The sequence below is a fragment of the Streptosporangium sp. NPDC000095 genome, from assembly GCF_042899335.1.
In the GTDB taxonomy this organism is placed as follows: Bacteria; Actinomycetota; Actinomycetes; order Streptosporangiales; family Streptosporangiaceae; genus Streptosporangium.
In genome coordinates this window covers 411,678-436,974 of sequence record NZ_JBIAZS010000002.1, presented here as the reverse complement: position 1 = coordinate 436,974, position 25,297 = coordinate 411,678, and the positions used below count along the sequence as shown (strand labels likewise).

The window sequence follows — 25,297 nt, the reverse complement described above, 5'->3', positions numbered from 1 at the left end:
AGGTGGTCAGGGGTTCGTCCGGGGAGCCGCGAGCAGGTTGCGGCGTGCCTTGCGCCGGTAGCGGATGACCTGGAAGGCGCCCAGTGCCCAGATCGGGTACTGCGTGGCGAGGGCCCAGCGGAAGGCGTCCAGGCCGTTGTCGCCCCTGAGGTCGAGGGTGACCCCGATCAGGGCGATCACCAGTATGGACGCGACGAAACCGCCGCCGTTCACGATGCCGGTGGCCGCGCCGATCCGGGTGGCCGGGTTGAAGGTCCTGGCGTAGTCGAAGCCGATCATCGACCCCGGCCCGTTGGCCGCCAGCACCGCCATGAGCACGACCAACAGCCAGAGTGGTGCCCGTCCCGGCCAGAGCAGTACGACGGTCCACGTCCCCGCGGTGGTGCCGATCACGACGAACACCATCCGGGAGCGGTGGAAGGGGAACCGTCCGGCGAGATAGCCGAGCAGCGGCCCGCACACCATGCCGCACAGGGTCAGCGTGGTGAGCAGCACCCCCGCCGTCGAGGGGGTGAGCCCCTGCCCCTGGACCAGGAACGGATATCCCCACAGCAGCAGGAAGGCCGCGGCCGAGCACTGGGTGGCCGCATGGGTCCACATGCCCAGCCGGGTGCCCGGTTCCGCCCAGGCCGCCTTCAGGCTCGGTGGCTCCCCCACGACCTGGGGGAGGGTGTCACGCAGGACCGTGATCAGCAGGAACGCCGAGACCACGCCCACGACGGCGGCGATCAGGAAGGTCGGCGTCCAGCCGTAGGTGTGCAGGGAGTGGATGAGGGGCACCGCGGAGGCGATCGCGCCCAGCTGGCCGAGCAGGCCGGTGAGCTGGACCATCAGCGGGTTGCGGTGGGCGGGGAAGGAGAGGCGGACCAGCCTGATCACGCTGATGAACGTCATCGCGTCCCCGCACCCGATCAGCGTCCGCCCGGCGATCCCCGGTAGCAGTCCTTCCGCGAGAGCGAAGACGAGCTCGCCGCCGGCCATCACCAGGGCCCCCACGATCAGCATCCGCTTGGAACCGAGCCGATCGACGAGCACTCCCACGGGCACCTGCATGCCCGCGTAGACCAGCAACTGGCACATGGCCAGGATCGAGAGTCCCGCCGCGCCGACGTCGAGCCTCGCCGCCGCCTCGATGCCCGCCACACCCAGCGACTGCCGGTGGAAGACGGCGACGATGTAGGCGAGTACACCGGTGGCCCAGAAGAAAATCGCCCTAGACCGTGGTGTCATGGGGCGAATATTACTTTTTGGGGGTTTTATCAATACGGGCGGGGTCGTGAAGAGCCGGGATCCGCCTCACCCGACCGGTCGCCCCGCGCTCCGGAGGGCGGCGAAGGGGGTCCGGGCATGCCTCAGCCGGTGCGACCCCCGGGGGTCGCACCGGCTGAGGAGGGCGTGGCGCTAGCGGTGGTCCGAGCGCCCGTGACGACCGGCCACGAGCTGGTCGGTGGAGGCCTGACGGGGCACGTCGACCCGGGGGTGGGGTGCGGTGTCCTCGACACGGTCGTCGACGCCGTCGCGGTCGCGGTCGACCACGGGGGTCGTGGCGGTCGCGGGAGCGGCGGAGGCGGGAGTCCCGGGGGTCCCAGGGGTCCCAGCGGTCGCCGGAGTCTTGGGAGCCTCTTCGAGCTTGCGCTCCAGCTCCCGCTTCTCCTCCTCCAGGCGGGTGACCCGGTCACGCGCCTCGATCCGCGAGGCACGGAGCCTGCGGCGGTGCGCGGCCGAGCGTCGCATACCCGCGAACAGCATCCCCAGGCCGAGCAGGAAAACCGCTCCCGTGGCGACACCCGCGAAGAAGAGCTCCAGCTGGGACAGCTGGAACAGGCGGTCGAAGACCGTGAACGAAGCGGTGGCGGTCGATGTCGTGGTCTCGTCCCAGGAGACCGCGATCACGGCCGCACCCGCGACTACGATCAAGAGAAGTCCCAGCGCTATCATGTGTGACCTCACCTCAGACTTAGGCTGTTGTGGTAGCCCTTGCTGCCCTCGACGAGCGGGATTATTCATCGGATCCCGATGGGTGTCGGAGAATATGACGGACAGGCTTCCTGAAGGTGCCGCCGATATCGACATTTGCCTCGATATCACCACTAATAGCGCAGGAAGCGGCTTTTCGCCGCGTACCCACCGGGCCGCTCCTGGCCGGACTTCACGGTGCTCGACCGCTCCCCGGCCCAGCGGCACGTAGCGGTTCCGTTCACCGGGGCACCTGATCGGCCAGGGAGCCGCCACCGTAGCCTGGTCTCGACCGAGGAGGACCCCGTGACGCGCATCCTCGTCGTCGACGACGAGCCCCAGCTCCTGCGGGCGCTGCGCATCAACCTGGCCGCGCGCCGGTACGAGGTGGCCGTGGCCGACGACGGCGCCGCCGCCCTGCGCCAGGCCGCCGACTGGCACCCCGACCTGGTCGTGCTCGATCTCGGCCTGCCCGACATGGACGGGGTGGACGTCATCCACGGGCTGCGCGGCTGGACGAATGTCCCGATCATCGTGCTGTCCGGCAGGGCCGAGAGCCGCGACAAGGTGGAGGCCCTGGACGCGGGCGCGGACGACTACGTCATCAAGCCGTTCGGCGTCGACGAACTGCTCGCCAGGATCCGCGCGGTGGCGCGCCGGGTCTTCGCCACCGAGGAGGAACCGGCCCGGTTCGTGATCGGCGAGCACGAGGTGGACCTGGCGGGCAAGACCGTCTCCGGCGGCGTACGGCTGACCCCCACCGAGTGGCGCCTGCTGGAGATCCTGGCCCGTAACCCCGGCAAGCTGATCACCCAGCGCCGTCTGCTGAACGACGTCTGGGGCGCCGCCTACGGCAAGGAGACCCACTACCTTCGCCAGTACATGGCCCAGATGCGCAAGAAACTGGAGCGCGACCCCGCCCACCCGGTCCACCTGCTCACCGAACCGGGCATGGGTTACCGCTTCCAGCCCTGACCTGCCCCTTCGCCGGAGCCGGTCTCAACCAGCGGACACCCCCGTGTCAACCATGAGATGACCGGGAATCGGTCAGGCGTGAGTCCGTAGACCCTTTCTGGAGGCATGGTTGAGCACGCGGGGGGTGGTCACCGTGATGCTCGGCGCCGCGGTGCTCTTCTCACTGTCGACGCAGGGCGAGGACACGCGTGCGAGGGCCGCGCCCGCCCGGGTCGCGCCACTGGACAATCCGGACGGCGTGCGTCCCGGCCTGGCGCCCGTCAGATCGGCCGGGGATCGGGGAGCCGCCGTCAGGCTGATCGGCAGACTCAAGGTCAGGCCGATGGGCTCCAAGGCCGGCTACAGCAGGGCCAGGTTCGGCGAGAACTGGGCCGACACCGCCAAAGGAGTGCCGTACGCGCGCAACGGCTGCCGTACCCGCGACGACCTGCTGGCCCGCGACGGCGAGGACGTGCGCTACCGCCGAGGGTCCGACTGCGTGGTCGTCTCCATGAAGCTGCGCGACCCCTACACCGGCCGGATCGTCCGCTGGACCAAGAAGCGCTCCGACGAGATCCAGGTCGACCACGTGGTCCCGCTCTCCTACGGGTGGCGGATGGGAGCCTCCCGCTGGCCGATGTCCAAGCGCAAGCGCATCGCCAACGACCCGCTCAACCTCATCCCGGTGTACGGCGCCGCCAACGAGGCGAAGGGCGGCTCGGGACCGGCGTCCTGGCTCCCTCCCGTACGCGGGGTCCGCTGCGCCTACGTCGTCCGTTTCGCCCAGGTCGCCGTGAAATACGACCTGCCGGTCACCCGCGCGGACAAGAAGGTCATGCTCGCCCGGTGCAGGTGACCTCCGCTCGACCGCCCCGAGGTCAGAAGCGGCGGATCAGGGCCTGCTTGGCGGTGGTGAACTCCTCGTCGGTGAGGATGCCGTCCCTGTGCAGGTCGCCGAGCTCGCGCAGGCGGCGCAGGAGCGAGTCCGGGTCGTCGTCGGCGGCGGGTGCCGTGGCGGCCTCGATCGAGAGGGGTTCGGCGGGAGGCGGGTGGGCGCCCGAGGGGTGCGGCAGCCTGGCGAGAACGGCGGCGACGAGCAGGGCCGTGGTGCGGATCTCCTTGTCGAATCCCCACAGGACCAGGCAGTTCGGGTCATGCTTGGGAGCGAAATTGTGGGATGCCGTGCCCTTCACATGGAAACGCAGGCAGCCGTTCTCCATGCCCGTGGCCGGGAACCACTCCACGCCGTTCAGGTCCTTCAGCGCGAACCGCTGGGAACCCGTCGACTTCTTGACCCCCTCCGCGGCCCAGTTCCATTCGAGACGGATCGACTCGCCGTCGAACGTGGCCGTGCCGTCGCCGGCCGGGACCACCACGGGGAGTTCGGGGCCGGGCATGAGGTAGCGCTCCGAGGGACCGTCCGGTACCTGCTCGATCACCAGTGCGTTGCGTACCTCGGTGACGAAATACTCGGCGGCGCCGGTGCGGTTGGTGTCGACGACCAGCTGGTAGGGGTCGGCGTTGTCGGCGATCCGCCCGCGCGTCGCCTGACTGAACGGGTCGGCGCCCTCCCGCAGGCGCAGTCGCAGTCTGCCGCCCTTCTTGCCGGGTTCGTACGCGATGCCGGCCACCGCCTCCAGCGGCACCCGCACCTCTCCCAGCAGCTGTCGCAGTTTCTTCACACTCCGGTCGTGGCCGGGCACGATCCGCAGGATCTCGCCGTCGAACGTCCAGGTTCCGTCGCGCACCATGACCTCCGCCATACGGCGATCGTATGGCAAAGGTCACGGGGGGCTCGCGATCGAGTGGGTTGAGTCATCCCGGACCGGTTCTCCGTCGTCCCGGCACGAAAGCTCCGGTCGTCTTCGGACTCTCCACCCGGGTGCGCCTTGTCGCCGCGAAGAGGCTTCCGGCGGGCGCCCGCCGGGGCCGAGAACGGCGTAAAGGAACGTCGGGAAAGGGTGAAGAAAAGATACTGACATTGGCGTTCTGGCATTTCCCGGGATTTCATGGAGGGGCGGAGTCCACCCCTCGGTAAATGCCTGTTCAGCAACAAATGTCCGTTATGTGAAGGGGGTAGGTGTGAAGTCCGGGATCGAACCGGTGGGGTTCTCGCTCGCCGGGGGGTTCGTCACCGTCGTCGCCACGGCCGCGACCGCCTCGCTGCTCCTCGCTTCGGCGGAGACCGCCGGCCGCGTACTGATCATGACGATCGCCGTGTGCGCCTACGCCGCCCGCGGGGTCCGGGCCGGGGTCGCGCTGGCGACGGCCGTCATGGCGTGGTTCTTCGGCACCGGATTCCTGGTCAACGGTGCCGGGGAGCTCAGCTTCGGCAGGCAGGACCTGCTCCGCCTCGGCCTGTTCACGATCGTCGCGCTGGGCACGAACGCGTGCGTCGCCGGGTGCCGGATGGTCGCCGCCAGGCGTCGCCTCCGCGTCCCGCTGCCGGGAGAAGACCCCTCGCGTCTGGTCCTCGCCCGCAACTGACGCGCCGCACGGCCCGAGGGCCGGGTGATCGTGGGGCGCGGGAGGCCGTGCGCGTTCGAGGGATTCGACATCGTGCGAGGGATTCGACATGGAGAATGCCGCGCCCGGCCGGTGCCGGGTACGGCATTCTCTTTTGATGACATTTTTTCATTTGTCAGGCTCGGAACTCGGCGAGGTTCAGAGCGGCGGTGTCTCGTCGGTGAACTTGGCGCAGTTCGCGGGGTAGGCGGGAGGTCCATGAGGTGTTCCCGGAGCGAAGAAGCCTCCCGTCCGGGGAACCGGCCGCCCGAGAAGACACTTCGTCCGGGCGACCTGACCGGACGAACTCTGGACCGTGAGGTGAAGGTACGGAAGGGCGCCGTCATGGAGGATCGTCGTCGCGACGTCCACCACGTCGGTGGGATGACCGGGGATCTTCGAAAGATCGTGCCAGAGCGGAGTCGTGCGCGGATCGCGGAGTTGTGCCGTCCCGTCGTTCCTGACCGACGCGGTGATCGGTTCGAAAAGCAGGTACGACACCGAGACGGCGGAGGTCGGCGCCGCGGGGCCGATCGGTCCCGCGGGTCCCTCGGGTCCAGGTGCTCCGGGCTCGCCCGCGGCTCCGGTGGCGCCGGTCGGTCCCACCGGTCCGGTGGCGCCAGGTTCGCCGGCAGGGCCGGCGGGTCCCGAAGCGCCGTCCGCACCCGCGGGCCCGGGGGCGCCGACCGGACCTTCCGGGCCCATCGGCCCGACGAGGCCGACCGGTCCTTCCGGGCCGATCGGCCCCGCGGGTCCTTCAGGGCCGATCGGCCCCACCGGCCCTTCCGGGCCGATCGGCCCTACCGGTCCCGCGAGTCCCTGGGGACCTGCCGGACCCTTGGGTCCTTCCGGGCCGATCGGGCCGGTGAGCCCGTCCGGACCCTGGGGGCCGATCGGTCCCGCGGGTCCCATCGGTCCCACAGGACCGGTGGCACCCGTCGCGCCCGCGGGTCCCATCGCGCCCGCCGGGCCCGGTGCCCCAGGAAGGCCGGGGGCACCGGTGTCGCCCTTCGGACCCGTCGCTCCTGTCGGTCCTGCGGGGCCGGGAACTCCCTTGGGGCCTGCCGGGCCTGCCGGTCCTGCGGGGCCCACCAGAATTGCGGGCCCTGCCGGATTCGCCAGGCCTGCCGTGTCCGTGGATCCCGCTGGTTTCGCGGGTCCTGCCGGTTTCGCGGGTCCCGCTGATTTGGCAGGTTCCGCTGGTTTCGCGGGCCCCGCTGGTTTCGCGGGTCCTGCCGGTTTCGCGGGTCCTGCCGGTTTCGCGGGTCCCGCTGATTTGGCAGGTTCCGCTGGTTTCGCGGGCCCCGCCGGTTTGGCCGGGCCGGGTAGGCCGAGCGGATCGAGTGGAACATCTGGAAGATCCGTTTTGGCGGGATTTTCTTTAGCGGGATTCGCCGGGATCGCCGATTCCGACGGCAGTTCGAGACTCGACGATTTCTTTCCGCGGTCCCGGCCGCTCCTGCCCTTTCCGCTGCCCCGATTCTTGCCGGGACGATCGCGGTCACACACGCAGTGCTGTCCACGGCACTTGCAGTCTTCCCGCCCGAGGGTTCCGATCAGGGAGAAGCTCGCGCCCCCGGGCGCGCCGATCGTCCTCCCGACCGGGACGGTCTCGCTACCCGCGGCTCGCGTGCTGAGGAGAACGACTCCCGTGGTGTCGGTCACGGCGCCGGCCGGCGCCTGGCAGGAAAGTGCCAGAATGGCGCCGATTGCTGTTGTCGCGACGGACCGGTTTCGAGCGTGTTGGCTGGAATTAATGTTTTGAGCCCGTCTTCTACCGCTAAAAGTCATCGCATTCCATGTCTTTTGTGATTTCAGGAGATCGGATTGCTTGAACCGCGACGATGGCGGCAAGCAGGAGTTACCCGATGATCGACATGGCAAAGCGTGACCCTCGTTAAGAAGGTTTAAACGGATTCGTCAATGGCGGGGATATGTCCAGGTTGCTGGATTCCCCGCCGTACGGTCGCGGCAGAGGGTGCTCTCTCGATTCGCGTATCCGAGTCTAGGCATTTTTGTTGCCCGTAATGATTTTTGAGATGATTATTCGGGCCAAAATCAGTGACGTGCGTCGTGTCGTCCCTGGCGGCGGGACCGAGAGCGCCGGATCCCGCCGCCGACAGGTGTCGTGGGTGAACCCGGTGGACGCCCTCTCGGTCGTGTCTACTGGCCTTCGCTCGCCTGTGCCTCTCCCTGCTCGGCGAGCGTGCCGCACTTGTAGCCCGGCTCGCGGTCCGGCTGCAGCTGGACGTTGCCGAGGAGCGTGCCGTCGATCGGGCGCCGGAAGGTCTCCAGCTTGTCGCAGTCGTAGAAGACATAGGTGCCCTGGCTCTCGCCGAGCAGCATCATCCACCGGCCGTCGTAGAGGGGCTTGTTGTCGTCGGCGTTCTTGATGACGGCCCACTGGTCCTGGAAGCCGACGTAGGGGAGGAGGTCGTTGGCCCGTCCCGTCTCCTGCATCTCGATCGCGCCCATGGTCATCTGCAGGATCAGCAGGAATCCCAGGCCGATGCCCGTGAGGGCGCCGGTGAGCACCTTCAGGCCGGCGCGGCCGACGGGCTTGCGGCGCAGCAGCCGGAACGGCACCAGGAACGTCAGCACGCCCAGCCCCACCGCGACGACGACCATGACGGCGATGTCGAGGTCGCCCACGAGGTTCAGCAGACCCCAGTAGGTCGCGCCACACCACAGCGCGGCGATCAGGGCGGCCACCCAGGGGCGGCTCCGTACGGCCGTCATGACTTTTCCGACCGCGCCGAGGGTCATCTTGTCGGCGATCCAGCCCACCCCGACGACGAGGCCGAGGAGCGGCGCGATGAAGAGCAGAAGCAGGATCAGCGTCCCCATCAACCGGCCGAGCAGGACGGACTGGTCGATTCCCGCCTGCTGGGGGCTGATGCCGAACACGCCGTACATCTGCTCGACGCCGAGGTAGAGGACGGCGTAGAACGCGACGCCGATCGGGACGATGATCGAGCCGATGCGCTCGATCATCGCCAGCACGCCGCTGCCCTCCTCCTCCGTGGGTTCCACGGGCTCTGCGGAGGTTTCGGCGGGAGGCGCAGGGGGGATATATGCCTGTCGCTCTGAAATATCCTGACTTGTCACGAAGGATGATGGTAGGTCATGGCGATTGACGCGACGTTGACTATCTGTAAACGCGTCGAATCCGCCCTTCACCTGGGCGGGAGCAGTGGAGACCGGCTCTCCTCGGAAAACCGTCATCGGGGAACGAATCGCCCGCCCGAGGTTCCCTTGCTCGCAGTGTCCCGCAGTCCGGAGTGGTCCCACTAACCTCCGGGATGTCCTCCTGATCTGTGAAAAGTAACTATAAGTTTTTGCTGCGCGACCTAAAGTGATGGAGCTAGCCTGCCTACCGACACAGGCGGACCGTGGCGAGGGCGACGGGAGCGCGAGCGAACGACGAGACACGGCGAGACACGGCGAGAGACGGTCGACGACCCCCTCCTGAATGCCTGAAGGAGGGGGCTTGAGGTGCCGCCTGGTGCCTTGAGCCCGTATTGACCAGCCCCAGCCATCACGAACAGGAGGTGCATCCTCGATGGCTACGTTCACCGCAAGACAGCAGACCCACCAGCCCGTGCTTCCTCAGCGGGCTGCTCTGGAATCCGTGGGAGCAGACAACCCGGGGCGGGACGAAACGGCTCACGGACGCGGCTTCGCCGCACCTGGCGGTGGACATGGGCGAGGGGAGACCGTACGGCACGCACCGGCCGTTCGGCGTCACCCCCAGGGCACCGAGGTGTCCGAGGGAGCCAACCGTGAGGTTCACCCGGCCGTGTTCGTCCTCGACGTCCACGGCCACCCGCTCGACCCGTGCCATCCCGCCCGTGCCCGCCGCCTGCTGGCGGCCGGGCGGGCGGTGGTGGTGCGCCGCACCCCGTTCGTTATCCGCCTCAAAGACCGGCTGGTGGCCGACTCCACCGTAAAAGGCGTGCACGTCGGTATCGACCCCGGCTCCCAGCACACCGGCATCAGTGTGTTCGCCGACCGTGACGGGAGCCGCACCGGCCTGTTCGGCATTCAGCTCGACCATCGGGGCGGGCGGATCCGCGACAGGCTCAGCGCGCGGGCCGCGTTGCGCCGTGGCCGCAGGTCGCGGAACCTGCGCTACCGCGTCCCCCGCTTCAACAACCGCACGAAACCTCAAGGGTGGCTGGCGCCGTCGCTGCGACACCGCGTGGACACGACGATGTCGCAGGTGGCGCGGCTGGCCCGATGGGCGCCCATCACCGCCGTCCACGTGGAGGAGGTCTCCTTCGACACCCACACCCTCGTCGCGGGCAAGCCGCTCGAAGGAGCCGAATACCAGCGGGGCACCCTCGCCGGGTACGAGGTCCGCGAATACCTGCTCGCCAAGTGGGGGCGCGCCTGCGCCTACTGCGGCGCGAGCGGCGTGCCGCTGAACCTCGACCACATCCATCCCCGCAGCCGGGGTGGCTCCGACCGCGTCAGCAACCTCACCCTGGCCTGCATCCCGTGTAACCAGGCCAAGAACGCCACCCCGATCGAAGAGTTCCTCCAGGCCAAACCCGCACTCCTGGCGAAGATCCTCAAGCAGGCGAAAGCGCCGCTGCGCGCCGCCGCCGCCGTCAACGCCACCCGCTGGGCGCTGTGGCGGGCACTGCAGGCGACCGGCCTGCCGGTCGCGACGGCCTCGGGCGGGCGCACCAGGTGGAACCGGTCGCGTACCGGCGCCGCCAAGTCGCACACGTTGGACGCCCTGCACGTCGGCCACCTGGAGACCGTGACCGCCTGGCCGTCCACGATCCTGCTGGTCGCGGCGACCGGGCGCGGCACCTACGCCCGCACCACCCCCGACCGCTACGGCTTCCCCCGCCTGGTGCGGCCACGGATCAAACGCCACCACGGCTTCCAAACCGGCGACCTGGTCCGCGCGGCCGTTCCGGCGGGCAAGAAGGCCGGAGTCCACACCGGGCGAGTCCTGGTCCGCTCTTCCGGCTCGTTCGCCATCACCACCCGGCACGGCCGCATCACCGGGATCAACCACCGCCATGTCCGCCATCTTCAACGCGCGGACGGCTACGGCTACACGACACAGAAAGAAGCCGATCTCAATGACCGACCGATCAGGACACGCTCGGGCCTCGGCGGCCCTCCCGCCCCCGACTCCTCCCCAGCCTGAAGGCCGGAACATCCTGGGGAGGTTCCGGTGAAGGCATGGTGATGGAAGGCGCGGTGGCCGTGGTCACCGGTGCGGCACAGGGCATCGGCGAGGCCGTGGCGCGAGCCCTGACGGCGACGGGCACACGTGTCGCCGCGCTCGACGTGAACGCCGAGCGGGTCGCGCGGGTCGCCGCCGACCTCGGCGTCGCGGTCGCCTACCCCTGCCAGGTCACCGACAGCGCCGCCGTCGACGACGTGGTCGCGCGGGTCGAGGCCGATCTCGGCCCGATCGGGCTGCTCGTCAACGTCGCAGGGGTGCTCTGCTCGGGACCCGCCGTCGCCATCAGCGACGACGACTGGGCTCGCACGTTCGCCGTCAACACCGGCGGAGTCTTCCACCTGTCCCGCGCGGTCGCCCGCCGGATGATCCCCCGCAGATCCGGGGCGATCGTCACCGTGGGGTCCAACGCCGCGGGCGTGCCCCGGACCAACATGTCGGCCTACGCCGCCTCCAAGGCCGCGGCCGCGCAGTTCACCAAGTGCCTCGGCCTGGAGTTGGCGCAGTACGGCATCCGCTGCAACGTGGTGTCGCCCGGCTCCACCGACACTCCCATGCAGCGCGCCCTGTGGGCCGGCGGCCACGACGCCAGGACGGTCATCGACGGCTCGCCGGCCAGTTTCCGGGTGGGCATTCCCCTCGGCAGGCTGGCCGATCCCGCCGACATCGCGGACGCCGTCCTCTTCCTGGCCTCCGACCGTGCCAGGCACATCACCATGCAGGACCTGTACGTCGACGGGGGCGCCACGCTCCGGTCGTAGTACGGCACACCCCCCGTTCCTGGATTTCTCCCGACAGGAGACCTCTTAGCCATGTCGTCGAACGACACCAGCACCATGTCTCGAACGCCCGACCTTCTGGGAGATTACGAGCCCGGTACCTTCTTCTTCACCTCGCCGACCAGGACCCTGCTCGCCAGGGGGGTGGTCCAGGAGGTCCCCGACTCCGGGACGACGAGCCTGCAGGGGCGCGTCGCCTCGGCCCTGCGCGACGCACGGGATTCCGGTCACCCCAATCCCGTGGTGGTGGGCGCGGTTCCCTTCCGCGACGACCGTCCCGCGCGCCTGCTGGTACCCGCCACCGTCTGCTGGACGAGTCCGCCGACCGGCCTCTCCGCCGCCCCCGAGCAGGTCACGGGGACGTTCACCGGGGTCGGTCCGGTCTCCGATTCCGACGACTACATGCGCGGTGTGGAGAAGGCGCTGGTCAAGCTGACCGCCGGAGAGCTCCAGAAAATCGTGCTGGCCCGGACCCTGGACATCACCATGGGCGCACCCGTCGACGTCGGCCGCATCCTGCGCAACCTCGTCCGGCGCGATCCGCAGGCCTACGGTTACGCGGTCGACCTGCCGTCGAGCGACGACACGGCCCGTACCCTCCTGGGAGCCAGTCCCGAACTCCTCGTCTCCCGCTCGGGCCGCCGGATCACGACGAACCCGCTCGCGGGGTCCGCGCCCCGCCACCCCGACCCCGTCGTCGACCGCGAACGGGCCCGCGCTCTGCTCGCCTCGGACAAGGACCTTCGCGAGCACGCCCTGGTGATCGAGAGCATCGTGGAGGCACTGCGCCCGTACTGCAGGAAGTTGTCCGTCCCCGCCGGGCCCTCGCCGCTGTCCACTGCCTCCATGTGGCACCTGTCGACCCGGATCACCGGCGTGCTGGACGACCCGACGGTCACCTCGCTGGAACTGGCCACCGTGCTGCACCCCACCCCCGCCGTCTGCGGCACGCCCGCGAGCGCCGCGCGTGAGGCGATCGAGGAGATCGAGTCGTTCGACCGCGGTCTGTACACCGGCCTGGTCGGGTGGGGTGACGCGACGGGCGACGGCGAATGGGTCGTGACCATCCGCTGCGCCGAGGTCGCCGACCAGACCCTGAGGCTGTTCGCGGGCGCGGGGATCGTCGCGGGGTCGGTACCGGAGACCGAGCTCGCCGAGACGACCGCCAAGTTCCAGACCATGCTCCGCGCCGTCGGCCTGGACCAGGACCGCTGACCCGCCGGCACGGGAAACGATCCGTCGTCACGGGCGATGATCCGCCACGGGGAGGCGACTCGCCGTCACGGAGGAGGTTCACCGTCGCGGGAGGCGGTCCGCCACCGCGAGAAGGTTCCGGCACCGCAGAGAAACCGCAGAAAAACCGCAGGAAACCCACGAAAACCGAGGAAAGGAGACAGTGCCCGTGGCCCTTCCCCAGATCGCCTCCTACCCGCTGCCGAGGGAGAACGACCTGCCCGAGAACCGGGTGAGCTGGCGCCCTGATCCGCGCCGCGCCATCCTGCTGGTCCACGACATGCAGAACTACTTCCTCGCCCCCTTCGCCGCCGACGCCTCCCCGCTGACCGGGCTCATCGCCAACATCGGTCACCTGCGCGACGCCTGCGCGGAGCTGGGGGTTCCCGTCGTCTACTCGGTGCAGCCCGGCGGCCAGAGCAGGCATGAGCGCGGCCTGCTCCAGGACTTCTGGGGGGCGGGCATCCCCGGTCCTCGCGAGAGCGAGATCGTCGCGAGCCTCCTTCCCGCGGAGTCCGACATTCTGCTCACCAAGTGGCGCTACAGCGCCTTCCACCGGACCGACCTGCGTACCCGGATGGACGCGATGGGACGCGACCAGATCATCGTCTGCGGTGTCTACGCGCACATCGGCTGCCTCATGACCGCCTGCGACGCCTTCATGCAGGACCTTCAGCCGTTCCTCGTCGCCGATGCCGTCGCCGACTTCTCTCCGGAACATCACGCCATGGCCCTCACGTACGCCGCGCAACGCTGCGCGGTCACGATCGCCACCCGTGGGCTGGTGGGCGGGTGGGAGCCGGTGCCGCCGCCCGCAGAGATGGTCGGCGGCATGTAGGCGGCCGCGGTCGGCGAGGCTGCCTTGAATACTAGCGGGGGGTATCCTTTCGCAGGGGAAGCCGAGCGGAGGGGGCGAGATGTACGGATACACCGCCAACAAGCAGGACCATGTGCGGCGGCTACGTCGGATCGAGGGACAGGTGCGGGGCCTGCAGCGGATGGTCGAGGAGGACAAGTACTGCATCGACATCCTCACCCAGGTGTCGGCGGCCAACCGGGCGCTGCAGTCCTTCGCGCTGTCCCTGCTGGAGGAGCACCTGGCGCACTGCGTGGCCGAGGCCACCGCCAAGGGCGGAGCCGAGGCTGAGGAGAAGGTTAGGGAGGCGTCCGACGCGATCGCCCGCCTCGTCCGTTCCTGAGCGAGTCGTGATGGGCGGCGCCGTTCCTGAGCGCGTGGTGATGGGCGGCGCCGGTGGGTGGAAGGCCGAACAGGCCGGACGCGCGTGCCGGACGATCCCTCCTGGCCGTGACGCTGTCCGCCGCGACCGAACGCCGACCCCGGACGACCGGCGGGGACGGGCAAGCGCGGAGTCTCGGTGAGATGCTCCGCCCCCGCCCCCGCAGATCGTCAGGGCCGGACCGTCCTTTGCCGCCTCACGCCGTCGCCGGAGCGGCCCTCGGCGGGGTCGCCAGGCGCCCCGATCGATCCAGAACGGCGACGGCCGTGGCGCAGCCGAGGCCGATCAGTGCCAGGACCAGCCACGGCAGGCTCGGCAGGCCGACCCGCGTGCCCAGATCCAGGGCCGACCCGGTGAGCAGGTTGCCCACGGCGATACCGACGCCGGCCAGGGTGCTGTAGAGCCCGTAGTACGTCCCCACCATGTGCCGGCCTCCGAAGGTGGCGACGGTCGCCATCTCGAACGGATAGATGATCATGGTGGCCAGGCTGAGCAGCACCGTGGTCCCCAGGACGGGGACGAGCGCGAGCATCAGGGCGGTTCCGCCGGGCGGCACGACGGCGGTGCCCGCCCAGGGTGCTGCCAGGGCGAGGGGGACGAAGGCGAGTCCCATCAGGACCAGCCCCCACGCGATGGCCTGCGGCGGTCGCCACCGCCGGGTCGCCCACGCGGTGAGACGGGCCTGGCCCGCCAGGGTCATCACCGCCGAGACGGCGAACACGAGGGTGATTCCCAGCTCACCGCCCGTGGCCCGGCGGATCTCCAGCGGCAGCCCCAGGTAGATCTGGAAATTCAGCACGTAGGAGCCGATCATGGCCAGGGAGAACAGCAGGAACGGCCGGTCACCGACCACCTCGCGCCAGGCCGGCAGCACGCCTCGCCCCTCCTCGCCCTCCGGAGCGGCTCCCGAGGGCAGGGCTCGCGTCTGCGCGACCGTCAGGACCGCGAACATCACGCCCGCGACCAGGCAGACGAGCCTGAAGGCCACCGCGTTGAGCAGCAGGCCGACGAGCGGTCCGATCAGGATGCCGACCTGGGAGAAGGCGTTGAACACGGCGAACGCCTCGACCTTGCGCGCTCCGGCCTCGCGGGCGAGGTAGGCCCGTACGGCCGGGTTGAACAGCGCGCCGGCGAACCCGGTCAGGGCCGAGGCGACCACCAGCACGGGCAGGGAGTCGGCCACGGCGAGCAGCAGGAACGCGACCGTGCGCAGCCCGCAGCCCGCGACGATCATAGGCTTGTGGCCGAGCCTGTCGGCGAGTGTGCCGCCCACCAGGAACATGCCCTGCTGGCTGAGGTTGCGGATGCCCAGGACCAGGCCGACCAGTGCGGCCGGCAGCGCCAGCGTTCCCGACAGGTGACCGGCCAGATAGGGCATCAGCATGTAGAAGCCGGTGTTGATGGTGAGCTGGTTGATCAGTAGCAGTCTCACCGGCCGGTCGAAGGAGCGGGCCAGAGCGACGGTGCCTCTCACCGGAGGCCACCTTTCCCGGTCGTCTCCCCGGCGGTTTCGGCGCGGGCGCCGTCTTCCGCGGCGGCCGGCGACGTTTCCACGACGCCGTCCCCTGGGAAGCCGGCACCGTCTTCGGGGAAGGCGACCCCCTTTTCCAGGGAGACGTCGCCGTCTTTCCGGAAGGCATCGCCGTCTCTCGGGAAGCCGGCCGGGTCGGGTACGGTCGCGCATCGCGTCCAGCGCGTCACCTCGCGTTCGGCCGGATGGGCGATCTCGTCGGGGTCCGTCATCGGGGGCGCGCCGAGCAGGCCGCGTTCCGCGCAGTAGTCGTCGTTGAAGACCGTGTCGAAGTAGCGGTGCGGACCGTCTGGGAAGATCGCCGCTATCCGGGTGTATCCGGGCAGCGTGCGGGCGAGCCAGGACGCCACCAGGGCCACCGCGCCGACGCTCCAGCCGCCGGTGGCGTACCGCAGCGAGGCCAGGCGTCGGCAGGCCCAGACCGCCTCCGCGGGCGCGACCCAGTGGACCTCCCCGAAGGCCTCGTACGCCACGTTGCGCGGGTGGATGCTGCTGCCCAGGCCGCGCATGAGCCGCGGGCGCGTGGGCTGGCCGAAGATGGTCGAGCCGATCGTGTCGACGCCGACGAGCCGCAGGTCGGGATAGAAGCGCCGGAGCGCGCGATGAACGCCGGCGCTGTGACCACCGGTGCCCACACTGCACACCAGGACGTCGATCCGCCCGAGCTGACCGGCCAGCTCGACGGCGAGTCCCGCGTAGGCGGCGACGTTGTCGGGGTTGGTGTACTGGTCGGGGCAGTAGGCGTCCGGGTGCTCGCCGAGCAGTTCCCGCACGCGCTGCCGACGGGCCTGCTGCCAGCCGCCCACCGGATGCGGTTCGGTGACGACGACGACGCGGGCCCCGTAGGCCGACAGCAACCGGTGCATCAGCGGTTCCATGCCCGGGTCGGTCACCAGCGTCACCGGGTGGCCGTGCACGATGCCGGCCAGCGCCAGGCCCAGCCCGAAGGTCCCGCTGGTGGACTCCACGATGGGTGCTCCCGGTCGCAGCAGGCCGCGCTCGCGCGCCCGCTCGACGATGTAGAGCGCGGAGCGGTCCTTGATCCCACCGGGATTGCCGCCCTCCAACTTCGCCCAGAATCCGTGCCCCAGCCCCGAGGCGATCTCGGGAACCCAGAGCACGGGGGTGTTGCCGACCACGTGCTCGGGAGTGTGGCAGGTGGCTCCGGTGATCAGCCGGCCGAGTGAGGCGGTGTCGATCTGCGGCCGTTCGGCCGCTACCTGTGGTGAATTAAGTGTGTATGTCATGATCCGTTTCCCCTGGATGCGATGTGATCAACTCGCTTCTGGGCACGCTTGAGCGACGGCTCCACCGCTCATGAGGAACTCGCGAGGAGCCTCGTGAGGAGTGCGGAGTCGTTGACCGGCGGGCCCGCGGGGCGGGCTATATACGGGAAACGGATTTGAGAAGGAGTAACACCGCGCCCGGGGGCGGGCGGACCGGTCGCGCGCGGCGCCACGCGGGCGACGGCGGGGGTGCCGGGGCCTCGTCGACGGCCACCGGGTCACCGATGACCGGGCCGGTCGGCACCGGGGCGCGTGTACCGGTGATCTGCGCTCCGGCCGCCGCCCCGCACAGGTGGTGATCCTCCTCGGCGGGTGGTGGCGCCGGGCACGGTACGTGATCCGTGGGCACCTCCGCGTCGATCGCGGTGACAGGTCCCGCGGCGGTGGCCGTGATCGTGGTGGTCGCGGCGGCCGGTGACCAATGGCCGGGGGCGTGGAAGTGCCCCCGGTGCGCGGGGGCCACGACGCACAGTGCCAGATGCATCAATATGACGGCGCCGAGCGCGGCCAGTCCCAGCGCGAGGGTGACGCCTCCGCGCTGCGCGACTCGCCGCATCGACACGATCATGACCACAAACGTACATTACCGTCTGCGGTCGCATGACTCCGGGGGGTTACTTTATGTCGCTAAAGGGTGCTAGATGGGTAGTTATGGGGGCAGAGGGGCCGGTGATGCCGATGTGGGGTATCTCGGTGGATCCGCTTCGCCGACCTCGCGATGGCCGGGATCGAGGTGAAGGTCCTCGACGGTGCGGGCGAGGCGCTGGACGCGCGTCCCGCGCATGGTTTCGTGTGCGGATGGGCGCGGGGGCGTCGCGTCACGGAGGGTGTCGTGGCAGCGGTCAGGGGGCTTGGAAGCCGGCCTTGGTCAGTACGTCCTTGCCCTGCTGTGACAGTACGAGGTCGACGAAGCGCTTCGCCGCCTCGGGGGCGGGTGCGCCGGACAGGGCCGCGATCGGGTAGTCGTTGATCGCTTTTTCGGCCTCGGGGAAGTCGATGCCCTGGACCTTGCCGCCGGAGGCGATGACGTCGGTCCTGTAGACGAGGGCGGCGTCGACCTCGCCGAGCTCGACCTTGGTGAGGGTGGCCTTGACGTCCTGCTCCAGGGTGACGGGGGTGACCTTGAGGCCGGCCGCGTCCAGGGCCTTGACCGCGGCGGCGCCGCAGGGCACCTGTTCGGCGCAGAGGGCGACCTTGACCTTCGGGTCGGCCAGGTCGGCCAGGTCGTCGACCTTGGCCGGGTTGTCGGCCGGGACGGCGATCTGGAGGACGTTGCGCGCGAAGGTGGTCGGGGTCGTGGCCAGGGAGGCGTCGGTGACGGTCTTCATCGTGGCCGGGCTGGCGGCGGCGAAGACGTCGGCCGGGGCGCCCGCGACGATCTGCTGGGCCAGGGTGGCGCTGGAGCCGAAGCTGAAGCGCACCGTGGTGCCCGGGTTCGCGGCCTCGAAGGTCTTGCCCAGCTCGGTGAACGTGCCGGTCAGCGACGCGGCGGCGAGCACCGTCAACGTCGTGGTCCCGTCGCCGGAGGAGGCCGTGGTGGGGGCCGGGGCGTCGGAGCCGCAGCCGGACAGGACGGAGGCCAGCGTGAGGGCGAGGGGGACCGCGACGGCCCACCGGGGAAGACGCCTGAACAACGGGAGCTCCTTACCGGCTCACCGTGCTGAGCCGAGACATCGTGAACAACCACACTACCTTCGCATATTCCTGCTCTAATGGCTAAATCACCTGGCAGTCATGCGGTATTGACCACTTCTCCATCGCATGTGCGAGGGTCGTCCATGTCGTCGGAGCAGCACCGGACGGACGGGGGCGGACGGATCGGCGGGGTGGCGAGTGGAGGGGCCCTGCGTCCCCCTTGGGGGGCGGCGCCCTGCTCGGTGCACAGCGGTCCGGCCTCTGTTCGGCCCGAACTCGATAAGAAATGGCTCTTGGGCTTCATAAGAAGCCCTTATGACACTCCCATTGCTCCACTGGTATTGCCGCACATAGCGTGAATATCAGCCGTGGTCATATCGAGCGAAGGAGGAAATGTGAAATTTGGGATATATCCCGCTTACATCTGCGGCCGAGATGTCACCGGCGAGAACGCCCAGCTTGTTCACACGCTCGCCGCTCGGGCCCTTATCGAGGACACCTTCCCAACCCTGGGGCTCAAGCGTGATCTCGATCTGGGAGTCACCGATTCGCACACCGCGGGGGAACGTGTCGTGGGGGCGTGCGTCGTCGCCGACGAGAGCATGACGACCCTCGCCCTGGAATCGGCCGCCGCCGCCGCACCGGAATGGAGACGCGTTCCGCTCGGCGAGCGAATCGAGATCGGACGCCGCATCGCGAAAAGAATTCTTGAGCACCTCGACCCCCTCGTCGAGATCCTCGTCGCCGAGGGCACGCCGCGCTCCGCGGCCCAAGGCATGATCGGCGGGCTCCCGTACACCAGCTGGAGCCGGGAGACCCTCGAATGGTGCGCCGAGCAGATGGAGTTCCGCCGTTGGGACGGCGACCGTGAGATGATCCTGCGTCGCGTTCCGGACGGGGTCGTCTGCATCAACCCACCCCAGAACGCCGCGGCGGTCAACGCGCTGAACGGCCTCACCTCCCTCATCGCGGGCAACACCGTGGTGGTACGCGCACCGCGAGGGGTCGCTCTCAGCTGCATGTACGCGATGCGGGAGATCGTGGCGCCGGTGCTCGAAGAGGCGGGAGCCCCGCCGGGAACGATCAACGCCCTCTGCGGGCCGCCGATGCTCGACGCCTGGATGGCGAGCGAGCACGTCGACGACATCCTCTATTTCGGGGGCAGCAAGAAGGGGCTCGAGTTCGAGGGCGAGTGCATCGCCGCGGGTAAGAAGCCGATCCTGGAGCTCGCGGGCAACGACTGCTGCGTGGTGTGGCACGACGCCGACCTGGACGCCACGGTGGAGACCCTCACCCAGTTCTTCATGAACTCCGGACAGATCTGCAACGTGCCCAACCAGGTGGTCGTCCATCCGGCGATCGCGGACGAGATCATCGAGCGGCTGGTCGTGGCCACCCGGAGGATCCAGCCGGGATACCCGGACGAGGCCGGTGTGGTGCTCACCCCGGTTCTGGGGGTCGACTGGTTCTTCGGCTGCCTGGGGGAGGCCCTTTCCAAAGGTGCGAAGCTCGTCCACGGTGGCCGCCGCCTTGAAGTGGACGGATCACCGTCCGAGACGGGGTTCTTCGTCGAGCCGAGCATCGTCCGTGTCGACGGGCTCGGCAACGCCAGATCGCTCTCGGTGGTCCGCGACGAGACCTTCTTCCCGCTTCTGCCGATCATCGTCCCCGACGCCGGGACGGATGACGAGGCTCTCCTGGAGGAGGTGCTGGCCTTCGTGAACACCAACGCGTACGGCCTGCGTAACTCCGTCTGGTCGACCGGGACCTCGACGATCGAGCGGTTCCTGGAGGGGATCGTCAACGGCGGCAACCTGAAGATCAATGATTCGCACAGTGGCTTCCTGCCCTTCCTGCCCAACCAGGGCGGGCCCGGTCTCACCGGCGGTGCCTTCGGAGAGGCGAGCCACCCCATGCTGCGCACCACCCGCCTGCAGGGCGTCAGCGTCATCCGCCCGGCGGACTGAGAAGGAGCATGCGTCATGACATCTCGCATTCTGAAGGCCACGGTGCCGGCGACGGCGGCCGAGGTGATCGAACGGCTCGGCGACGAGGCGACATTCCCCGCGTACGCCCGTGACATCGTCTCCGTCTCCGACACCGGCGACGGGCTCCGCCAGTGGGTGCTGGCCTTCCGCGGCGGTACGGCGCGGTGGGTGCAGCGCAGCCGGGGGTCCGGAGACGGCTCGCAGCCGTACCGCATCGAGTTCGAGCAGGTCAGCGGGGATTTCCAGCACCTCAGGGGGGTGTGGACGAGCACGGACCTGCCCGAGGGCTGCGAGGTCGTGTTCGACGTGAACTACAGCACGAGCGTTCCCCACTTCGCGGGGGCGATCGACTCGGCCGTCGGGCGGGTGCTGATCCGCAGTGCCCACCAGATCATGTTCGCCGTCGGAGGCCCGGTGCGTGTCACGGCCGGCGGTCACCACCTGCGGGACCTGCCGGAGGGCTTCGTACCGGAAGGGATCACGGACGACGCGGTTCGGTGACCTCCGGAGTCCCGGATCCCCGAATCTCCGGAGTCCCGAATCCCTGGAGCCCCGAACGCTTCGGCCCGGGGACGGGCCTTCGCGTTCGTCGCCACGCCGGTGTTCCGAAGCACCGTCATCGGTGGGGCGACGAAGGCGGGGGCACCCGTCGGGCCCGGAGATCAGCGGGAACTGATCGATAAAGCGGTCATTGATGGATGAAATAGGCGAATAGGGGAAATTTCGCCAGATGGTCACTCGCTTTCGCGACCCGACCGGGGTTCACAAGCAAAAAGCCTGGTCACCATTTCTGGTGACCAGGCTCTCACTTCGGGACATTCAACGTCGGGGTGACAGGATTTGAACCTGCGGCCTCTTCGTCCCGAACGAAGCGCGCTACCAAGCTGCGCCACACCCCGGTCGCACGTCCGGACTTGCTCGTGCTTGGGAAAGTCTAGCGGACTTCGTGGGTGCTTGCGTCGCCACGGCGACGGGGCACCAGGGTGAGGAGGCTCGCCTCGGGATAGCAGGAGAAACGCGCCGGGGCGTAGGGGCTGGTGCCGAGACCGGCGGAGACGTGCAGGTAGGCGGAGTCGTGGCGGCTCATGCCCTTGACCCGGGCCCGGTCGATGCCACAGTTGGTGACCAGCGCGCCGTAGAAGGGGACGCAGAGCTGACCGCCGTGGGTGTGCCCGGCGAGCAGCAGCTGGTAGCCGTCGGCGGCGAAACGGGTCATGTTGCGGGGCTCCGGCGAGTGCATCACGCCCAGGCGCAGGTCGGCCGCCGCCGGGGCGGGGCCGGCGATCAGGTCGTAGCGGTCGAGGTTGATGTGGGAGTCGTGGATGCCGCCCACCGCCACGTCGAGATCGCCGACCTTGAGGCGGGCGGTGGTGTTGTTCACGTCCAGCCAGCCCTCGGCGGCCATCGCGGCGCCCAGCTCCTCCCAGGGGAGGTTGGGGATCTTCTGCCCGTAGTCGGCCTTGGAGGTGCGCCAGAGGTAGCGCGCCGGGTTCTTCGGCCGCGGCTCGTACATGTCGTTGGAGCCGTAGACGAACAGGCCCGGGCGTGACAGCAGGGGCTCCAGGGCGTGCATGAGAGGCGCGACCGCGTCGGGGTGCGCGATGGAGTCGCCGGTGTTGACCACCAGGTCGGGGTTGAGGGCGCCGAGCGAGCGCACCCACTCGATCAGCCTCCGCCTGCCGGGGGTGAGGTGCAGGTCGGACAGGTGGAGGATGCGCACCGGCCGCTGTCCCGGCTCCAGAACGGGCACGTCGAAGCGGCGCAGCCGGAACGCGTTGCGCTCGACGACCGAGGCGTACGCGAGGCCGGCCAGGCCGACGCCGAACAGGGACAGGGGCACCGCGGCTGCTTTCCTCACCTTCTCATCATGCCCGAGATCGAGCCCTCGAACGGAAACTCGGGATACGGCGGGGCTGGTGAGGCGGCAAGATGGACATCATGAGCGCATTGAAGGACAAGCTGAAGGCCGATCTCACGGCCTCCATGAAGAGCAGGGACGAGATCCGCACCCGCACGATTCGCATGGCCCTCGCGGCCGTGAACGTCGAGGAGGTCTCGGGCAAGACGGCACGCGAGCTCAGTGACGACGAGATCGTCAAGGTGCTGGCCAAGGAGGCGAAGAAGCGCCGCGAGGCGGCCGAGGCGTTCAGCGGTGCCGGCCGGGTGGAGCAGGCCCAGGCCGAGGTCGACGAGCAGGCCGTGCTTGAGGCGTACCTGCCCGCGCAGTTGTCCGACGAGGAGCTCGCCGGGCTCGTGGACGAGGCCGTCGCCGAGAGCGGCGCCACCGGGCCGCAGGCCATGGGGCAGGTCATGAAGATCGTGAACCCGAAGGTCGCCGGACGCGCCGAGGGCGGTCGCGTCGCGCAGGCCGTACGGGCTCGCCTGGCCGCGTCCTGACCTGACGATCCGGCGGAGCTGAGCGGCCCTGCCACCGCGGCTGCCCGGCTGATCCGGGTGCGGGGCCGCACCGGCGACAACCGGTTCGCCCCGATCGAGGGGTGTGGGCCCCGATGCGGGGCCCACGCGGCGAGAGCCCTGCTCGCCGGACCTCCGAGAGGTCCGGCGAGCAGGGCTCCGACGGTTTTGAGGCCGCCTAACGGGACGGCGGGGCTTCGAGGGCGTTACTACGGGACGACCGGGGCGACCGGGGCGCCGCCGAACGGACCGAACGGGTCACCTCCGTTGACCTCCCGGCCGTCGCCGCCCGGCCTGAACGGGCCGTTGCCGTTGTCGCCTCGGTTGTCACCCCGGCGGTCTCCGGGGCCGTCTCCGGGGCCGTCACCGTCGCGCTTCGGCGGAGGCTTGGGCTCGCACCGGCCGGCGGAACAGCCGCCGAAGCGCGACATGTTCACCGGGGTGAAGGGGGTCGCCTCGACCCCCTTGAGCGCGCCGAGCATGGAGTTCTTCCAGATCCGCCCGGAGATCGAGGCGCCGTACACGTAGCTGTAGTAGCGCCCGCCGATGGTCACGCCGGTCAGGTCGTGCTTGAAGGCGCCGCGCGGGTCGCCGAGGCTGACCGCGGAGGCGAGGTCGGGGGTGAACCCGGCGAACCAGGCGGCGGTGTAGGCGTCGGTGGTGCCGGTCTTGCCCGCCGCCGGCCGGCCGATGCCGCCGACCTCGGTCATCGTGCCCTTGGTGAAGACCCCGGACATGATGTGGGTGGCCGCGTCGGCGACCTCCTCGTCGAGGACCTGCTTGCACTTGGGCTTGTAGGAGGTCTTCTTGCCGTCGCGGTCGGTGCTCTCGGTGATCACCATCGGGGTGCAGTAGGTGCCGCGGGCGGCGATCGTCGCGTAGGCGGCGGAGACCGTCACCGGGTCCATCTCGTTGATGCCGAGGGTGAAGGTCTCGAACTCCTTCAGTGGCTCGCCGTCGGCACGCTTGATGCCCAGGTTCTTGGCCATCTTGACCGTGTCGCAGAGGCCGACCTCCTGCGACAGGCGCATGAAGAAGGTGTTCACCGAGCCCAGGGTGCCGGTGGTCAGGGTCTTGAAGCCGCCGCCGCCCTCGCTGGAGTTCTTGACCTCGTGGTTCGTGTCGCCGACCACGTTGCCCTTGCAGTCGCGGAACGCGCTCCTGCTGGGGGCCTTGTAGCCGGAACCGGTGCCGAAGCCGTCGTTCAGCTTCATGCCCTGGTCCAGGGCGGTCAGCAGGGTGAAGGGCTTGAACGTGGAGCCCGCCTGGAAGCCCGCTCCGCCGCCGTGCGTCCTGTCGCCGACGAGGTTGTAGCTGATCTCGTTCTTCTTCTTGTTCCTGCCGAACTTGCGGCTGGCGGCCATCGCCTTCACGGCGCCGGTGCCGGGGACGATCATCGCCTGCGAGGCGACCGGCTTGTCGCTGGTCTTGACGTACTGCTTGATCGCCTTCTCCGCGGCCTTCTGCGCCTTCGGGTCGAGCGTCGTCTTGATGACGAGGCCGCCTCGCTGCAGCAGCCTCTCGCGCTGCTTGCGGGTCTTGCCGAAGTCCTCGTTCGTGGCGATCTCATGCCGCACGTAGAGGCAGAAGTACGGGTAGGGGCTCTCCTCGCAGCCGCCGGGGGCCTCGATGTTCTTGTAGCCGAGCTTCTTCTTCTTGGCCTCCTCCGCCTCCTGCGGCGTGATCTTGCCGAGCTCGGCCATCCGGTTCAGCACGGTGTTGCGCCGAACCAGCAGCCGGTCGCGGGAGGCCTTGCCCGCGTTGGGATCGGTCACGCTCGGGTTCTGCACGGCTCCGGCGAGGGTGGCCGCCTCCCACAGGGTGAGCTTCGAGGCGGGCTTGTTGAAGAAGCGCTTGGACGCGGCCTGGATGCCGTAGGCGCCCGCGCCGTAGTAGGAGATGTTCAGGTAGCGCTCAAGGATCTCCGACTTGGTGTACTTCTCCTCGATGGCCAGCGCGTAGCGCAGCTCGTTGAGCTTCCTGGAGAGCGTGGGAGCGATCGCGGCCTCCTGCTCCTCCTTGCTCTCCGCGGCGTTGACCAGCACGAGCTTGACGTACTGCTGCGTGATGGAGGAGCCGCCCTGGACGACCCCGCCGCCGGAGACGTTCTTCACGGCCGCGCGGAAGGTGCCCTCCAGGTCGATCGCCCCGTGCTCGTAGAACCGGAAGTCCTCGATCGCCACGATCGCCGTCTTCATGACGTCGGCGACCGCGTCCAGCTTCACCGACTCGCGGTTCTCGAAGTAGAACTGGGCGAACTGCTTGCCGTTGGCGTCGAGCAGGGTGGTCTTCTCCGCGAGCGGGGGCTCCTGGAGCTCTTCGGGGAGAAGGCGTAGCTCGTCCGCCGCCGCGTTCACCGTCAGCCCCGCGCCCCCCACCGTCGGAAGCGCCACGGCGGCGACCAGCACACCCGTGACAGTCGCCGCGCCGAGCAGCTTCACCACGTTACCGACCGCGCCGATCACAGACCGCTGGTCTTTGCCTTGAGCTTGCACGAGTCCCAGAGTACGTCGGGCAGATGACCCATACGGTAACGGAACGCCATCTTAGTTTGGCTTTGTCCTGTATCTC

Annotated in this window: 22 protein-coding genes and 1 tRNA gene; 11 read left to right on the top strand and 12 right to left on the bottom strand. The window is 69.2% G+C overall.

The window, feature by feature from the left end:
• Positions 1–6: 6 nt before the first annotated feature.
• Positions 7–1,230 carry an MFS transporter gene (locus ACFY3V_RS07410; RefSeq protein ID WP_350942446.1) on the bottom strand — a complete coding sequence of 408 codons (1,224 nt, stop codon included), beginning with the start codon at positions 1,228–1,230 and terminating at the stop codon, positions 7–9.
• Positions 1,231–1,401: 171 nt separating this feature from the next.
• On the bottom strand, positions 1,402–1,917 hold the full coding sequence (locus ACFY3V_RS07405) for a hypothetical protein (protein WP_362903815.1): 516 nt from the start codon (positions 1,915–1,917) through the stop codon (positions 1,402–1,404).
• Between the two features lie 345 nt (positions 1,918–2,262).
• On the opposite strand from ACFY3V_RS07405, the gene ACFY3V_RS07400 reads away from it, so the two are divergent.
• Complete coding sequence (locus ACFY3V_RS07400) at positions 2,263–2,931, top strand: response regulator (RefSeq protein WP_362903813.1); 669 nt, start codon at positions 2,263–2,265, stop codon at positions 2,929–2,931.
• Positions 2,932–3,040: 109 nt separating this feature from the next.
• Positions 3,041–3,766, top strand: coding sequence for an HNH endonuclease family protein (locus ACFY3V_RS07395; RefSeq protein WP_362903811.1), 726 nt, complete (start codon positions 3,041–3,043; stop codon positions 3,764–3,766).
• 22 nt (positions 3,767–3,788) lie between these two features.
• Here ACFY3V_RS07395 and ACFY3V_RS07390 read toward each other — a convergent pair whose 3' ends face one another.
• Positions 3,789–4,673 (bottom strand): DUF4429 domain-containing protein, encoded by an 885-nt coding sequence (locus ACFY3V_RS07390; protein ID WP_362903809.1) that lies wholly within the window; start codon positions 4,671–4,673, stop codon positions 3,789–3,791.
• A gap of 319 nt (positions 4,674–4,992) precedes the next feature.
• On the opposite strand from ACFY3V_RS07390, the gene ACFY3V_RS07385 reads away from it, so the two are divergent.
• Complete coding sequence (locus tag ACFY3V_RS07385; RefSeq protein ID WP_362903807.1) at positions 4,993–5,397, top strand: hypothetical protein; 405 nt, start codon at positions 4,993–4,995, stop codon at positions 5,395–5,397.
• A 177-nt stretch (positions 5,398–5,574) separates the two neighbouring features.
• Here ACFY3V_RS07385 and ACFY3V_RS07380 read toward each other — a convergent pair whose 3' ends face one another.
• A complete protein-coding gene (locus ACFY3V_RS07380; protein ID WP_362903805.1) occupies positions 5,575–5,916 on the bottom strand; it encodes a hypothetical protein in 342 nt (113 codons plus the stop codon).
• 1,662 nt (positions 5,917–7,578) lie between these two features.
• Complete coding sequence (locus tag ACFY3V_RS07375) at positions 7,579–8,448, bottom strand: hypothetical protein (protein ID WP_362903803.1); 870 nt, start codon at positions 8,446–8,448, stop codon at positions 7,579–7,581.
• A gap of 730 nt (positions 8,449–9,178) precedes the next feature.
• Here ACFY3V_RS07375 and iscB point away from each other — a divergent pair.
• The 5 genes from iscB (at position 9,179) to ACFY3V_RS07350 (ending at position 13,832) form a co-directional block, all read left to right on the top strand.
• Complete coding sequence (iscB, locus tag ACFY3V_RS07370; protein WP_389770908.1) at positions 9,179–10,582, top strand: RNA-guided endonuclease IscB; 1,404 nt, start codon at positions 9,179–9,181, stop codon at positions 10,580–10,582.
• Between the two features lie 35 nt (positions 10,583–10,617).
• Positions 10,618–11,382, top strand: a complete 765-nt coding sequence (locus tag ACFY3V_RS07365) for a 2,3-dihydro-2,3-dihydroxybenzoate dehydrogenase (protein WP_389770905.1) — start codon at positions 10,618–10,620, stop codon at positions 11,380–11,382.
• 51 nt (positions 11,383–11,433) lie between these two features.
• The gene (dhbC, locus tag ACFY3V_RS07360) at positions 11,434–12,615 is read left to right on the top strand and encodes an isochorismate synthase DhbC (RefSeq protein ID WP_389770902.1); all 1,182 of its coding nucleotides are present in this window, start codon (positions 11,434–11,436) and stop codon (positions 12,613–12,615) included.
• 187 nt (positions 12,616–12,802) lie between these two features.
• On the top strand, positions 12,803–13,471 hold the full coding sequence (locus ACFY3V_RS07355) for an isochorismatase family protein (protein WP_389770899.1): 669 nt from the start codon (positions 12,803–12,805) through the stop codon (positions 13,469–13,471).
• Positions 13,472–13,550: 79 nt separating this feature from the next.
• Positions 13,551–13,832, top strand: coding sequence for a metal-sensitive transcriptional regulator (locus ACFY3V_RS07350; protein ID WP_350942464.1), 282 nt, complete (start codon positions 13,551–13,553; stop codon positions 13,830–13,832).
• 235 nt (positions 13,833–14,067) lie between these two features.
• On the opposite strand, the gene ACFY3V_RS07345 is transcribed toward ACFY3V_RS07350, so the two are convergent.
• From ACFY3V_RS07345 to modA, 4 genes are all read right to left on the bottom strand, one after another.
• Entirely contained in the window at positions 14,068–15,345 is a 1,278-nt protein-coding gene (locus ACFY3V_RS07345) for an MFS transporter (protein ID WP_362903793.1), read from the bottom strand.
• A complete protein-coding gene (locus ACFY3V_RS07340) occupies positions 15,342–16,649 on the bottom strand; it encodes a PLP-dependent cysteine synthase family protein (protein WP_389770894.1) in 1,308 nt (435 codons plus the stop codon). Before ACFY3V_RS07340 ends, ACFY3V_RS07345 begins: the two co-directional genes overlap by 4 nt.
• 136 nt (positions 16,650–16,785) lie before the next feature.
• Positions 16,786–17,244, bottom strand: a complete 459-nt coding sequence (locus tag ACFY3V_RS07335) for a hypothetical protein (protein ID WP_389770891.1) — start codon at positions 17,242–17,244, stop codon at positions 16,786–16,788.
• Between the two features lie 286 nt (positions 17,245–17,530).
• Positions 17,531–18,322, bottom strand: a complete 792-nt coding sequence (gene modA / locus ACFY3V_RS07330) for a molybdate ABC transporter substrate-binding protein (RefSeq protein ID WP_389770888.1) — start codon at positions 18,320–18,322, stop codon at positions 17,531–17,533.
• A gap of 396 nt (positions 18,323–18,718) precedes the next feature.
• On the opposite strand from modA, the gene ACFY3V_RS07325 reads away from it, so the two are divergent.
• Positions 18,719–20,290 (top strand): aldehyde dehydrogenase family protein, encoded by a 1,572-nt coding sequence (locus ACFY3V_RS07325; RefSeq protein WP_389770885.1) that lies wholly within the window; start codon positions 18,719–18,721, stop codon positions 20,288–20,290.
• Positions 20,291–20,305: 15 nt separating this feature from the next.
• Positions 20,306–20,812 (top strand): SRPBCC family protein, encoded by a 507-nt coding sequence (locus ACFY3V_RS07320; RefSeq protein WP_362903783.1) that lies wholly within the window; start codon positions 20,306–20,308, stop codon positions 20,810–20,812.
• A gap of 324 nt (positions 20,813–21,136) precedes the next feature.
• On the opposite strand, the gene ACFY3V_RS07315 is transcribed toward ACFY3V_RS07320, so the two are convergent.
• Together ACFY3V_RS07315 and ACFY3V_RS07310 are read right to left on the bottom strand one after the other, a co-directional pair.
• A tRNA-Pro gene (locus ACFY3V_RS07315) sits at positions 21,137–21,210 on the bottom strand.
• 35 nt (positions 21,211–21,245) lie between these two features.
• On the bottom strand, positions 21,246–22,169 hold the full coding sequence (locus ACFY3V_RS07310; protein ID WP_350942472.1) for a metallophosphoesterase: 924 nt from the start codon (positions 22,167–22,169) through the stop codon (positions 21,246–21,248).
• A gap of 80 nt (positions 22,170–22,249) precedes the next feature.
• Between ACFY3V_RS07310 and ACFY3V_RS07305 the strand changes: the two genes are divergently transcribed.
• Positions 22,250–22,708, top strand: a complete 459-nt coding sequence (locus tag ACFY3V_RS07305; RefSeq protein ID WP_350942474.1) for a GatB/YqeY domain-containing protein — start codon at positions 22,250–22,252, stop codon at positions 22,706–22,708.
• A gap of 227 nt (positions 22,709–22,935) precedes the next feature.
• Here the strand turns inward: ACFY3V_RS07305 and ACFY3V_RS07300 are convergent, their stop codons facing one another.
• Complete coding sequence (locus ACFY3V_RS07300) at positions 22,936–25,221, bottom strand: transglycosylase domain-containing protein (RefSeq protein WP_389770879.1); 2,286 nt, start codon at positions 25,219–25,221, stop codon at positions 22,936–22,938.
• Between the last annotated feature and the right edge of the window lie 76 nt (positions 25,222–25,297).

Bases quoted from the DNA above. Each gene is read 5' to 3' on its own strand.
- ACFY3V_RS07320 (WP_362903783.1), top strand. From the start codon at position 20,306: ATGACATCTCGCATTCTGAAGGCCACGGTGCCGGCGACGGCGGCCGAG.
- dhbC (WP_389770902.1), top strand. From the start codon at position 11,434: ATGTCGTCGAACGACACCAGCACCATGTCTCGAACGCCCGACCTTCTG.
- ACFY3V_RS07365 (WP_389770905.1), top strand. From the start codon at position 10,618: ATGGTGATGGAAGGCGCGGTGGCCGTGGTCACCGGTGCGGCACAGGGC.
- ACFY3V_RS07335 (WP_389770891.1), bottom strand. From the start codon at position 17,244: ATGCGGCGAGTCGCGCAGCGCGGAGGCGTCACCCTCGCGCTGGGACTG.
- ACFY3V_RS07350 (WP_350942464.1), top strand. From the start codon at position 13,551: ATGTACGGATACACCGCCAACAAGCAGGACCATGTGCGGCGGCTACGT.
- ACFY3V_RS07390 (WP_362903809.1), bottom strand. From the start codon at position 4,673: ATGGCGGAGGTCATGGTGCGCGACGGAACCTGGACGTTCGACGGCGAG.
- ACFY3V_RS07305 (WP_350942474.1), top strand. From the start codon at position 22,250: ATGAGCGCATTGAAGGACAAGCTGAAGGCCGATCTCACGGCCTCCATG.
- ACFY3V_RS07340 (WP_389770894.1), bottom strand. From the start codon at position 16,649: ATGACATACACACTTAATTCACCACAGGTAGCGGCCGAACGGCCGCAG.
- ACFY3V_RS07410 (WP_350942446.1), bottom strand. From the start codon at position 1,230: ATGACACCACGGTCTAGGGCGATTTTCTTCTGGGCCACCGGTGTACTC.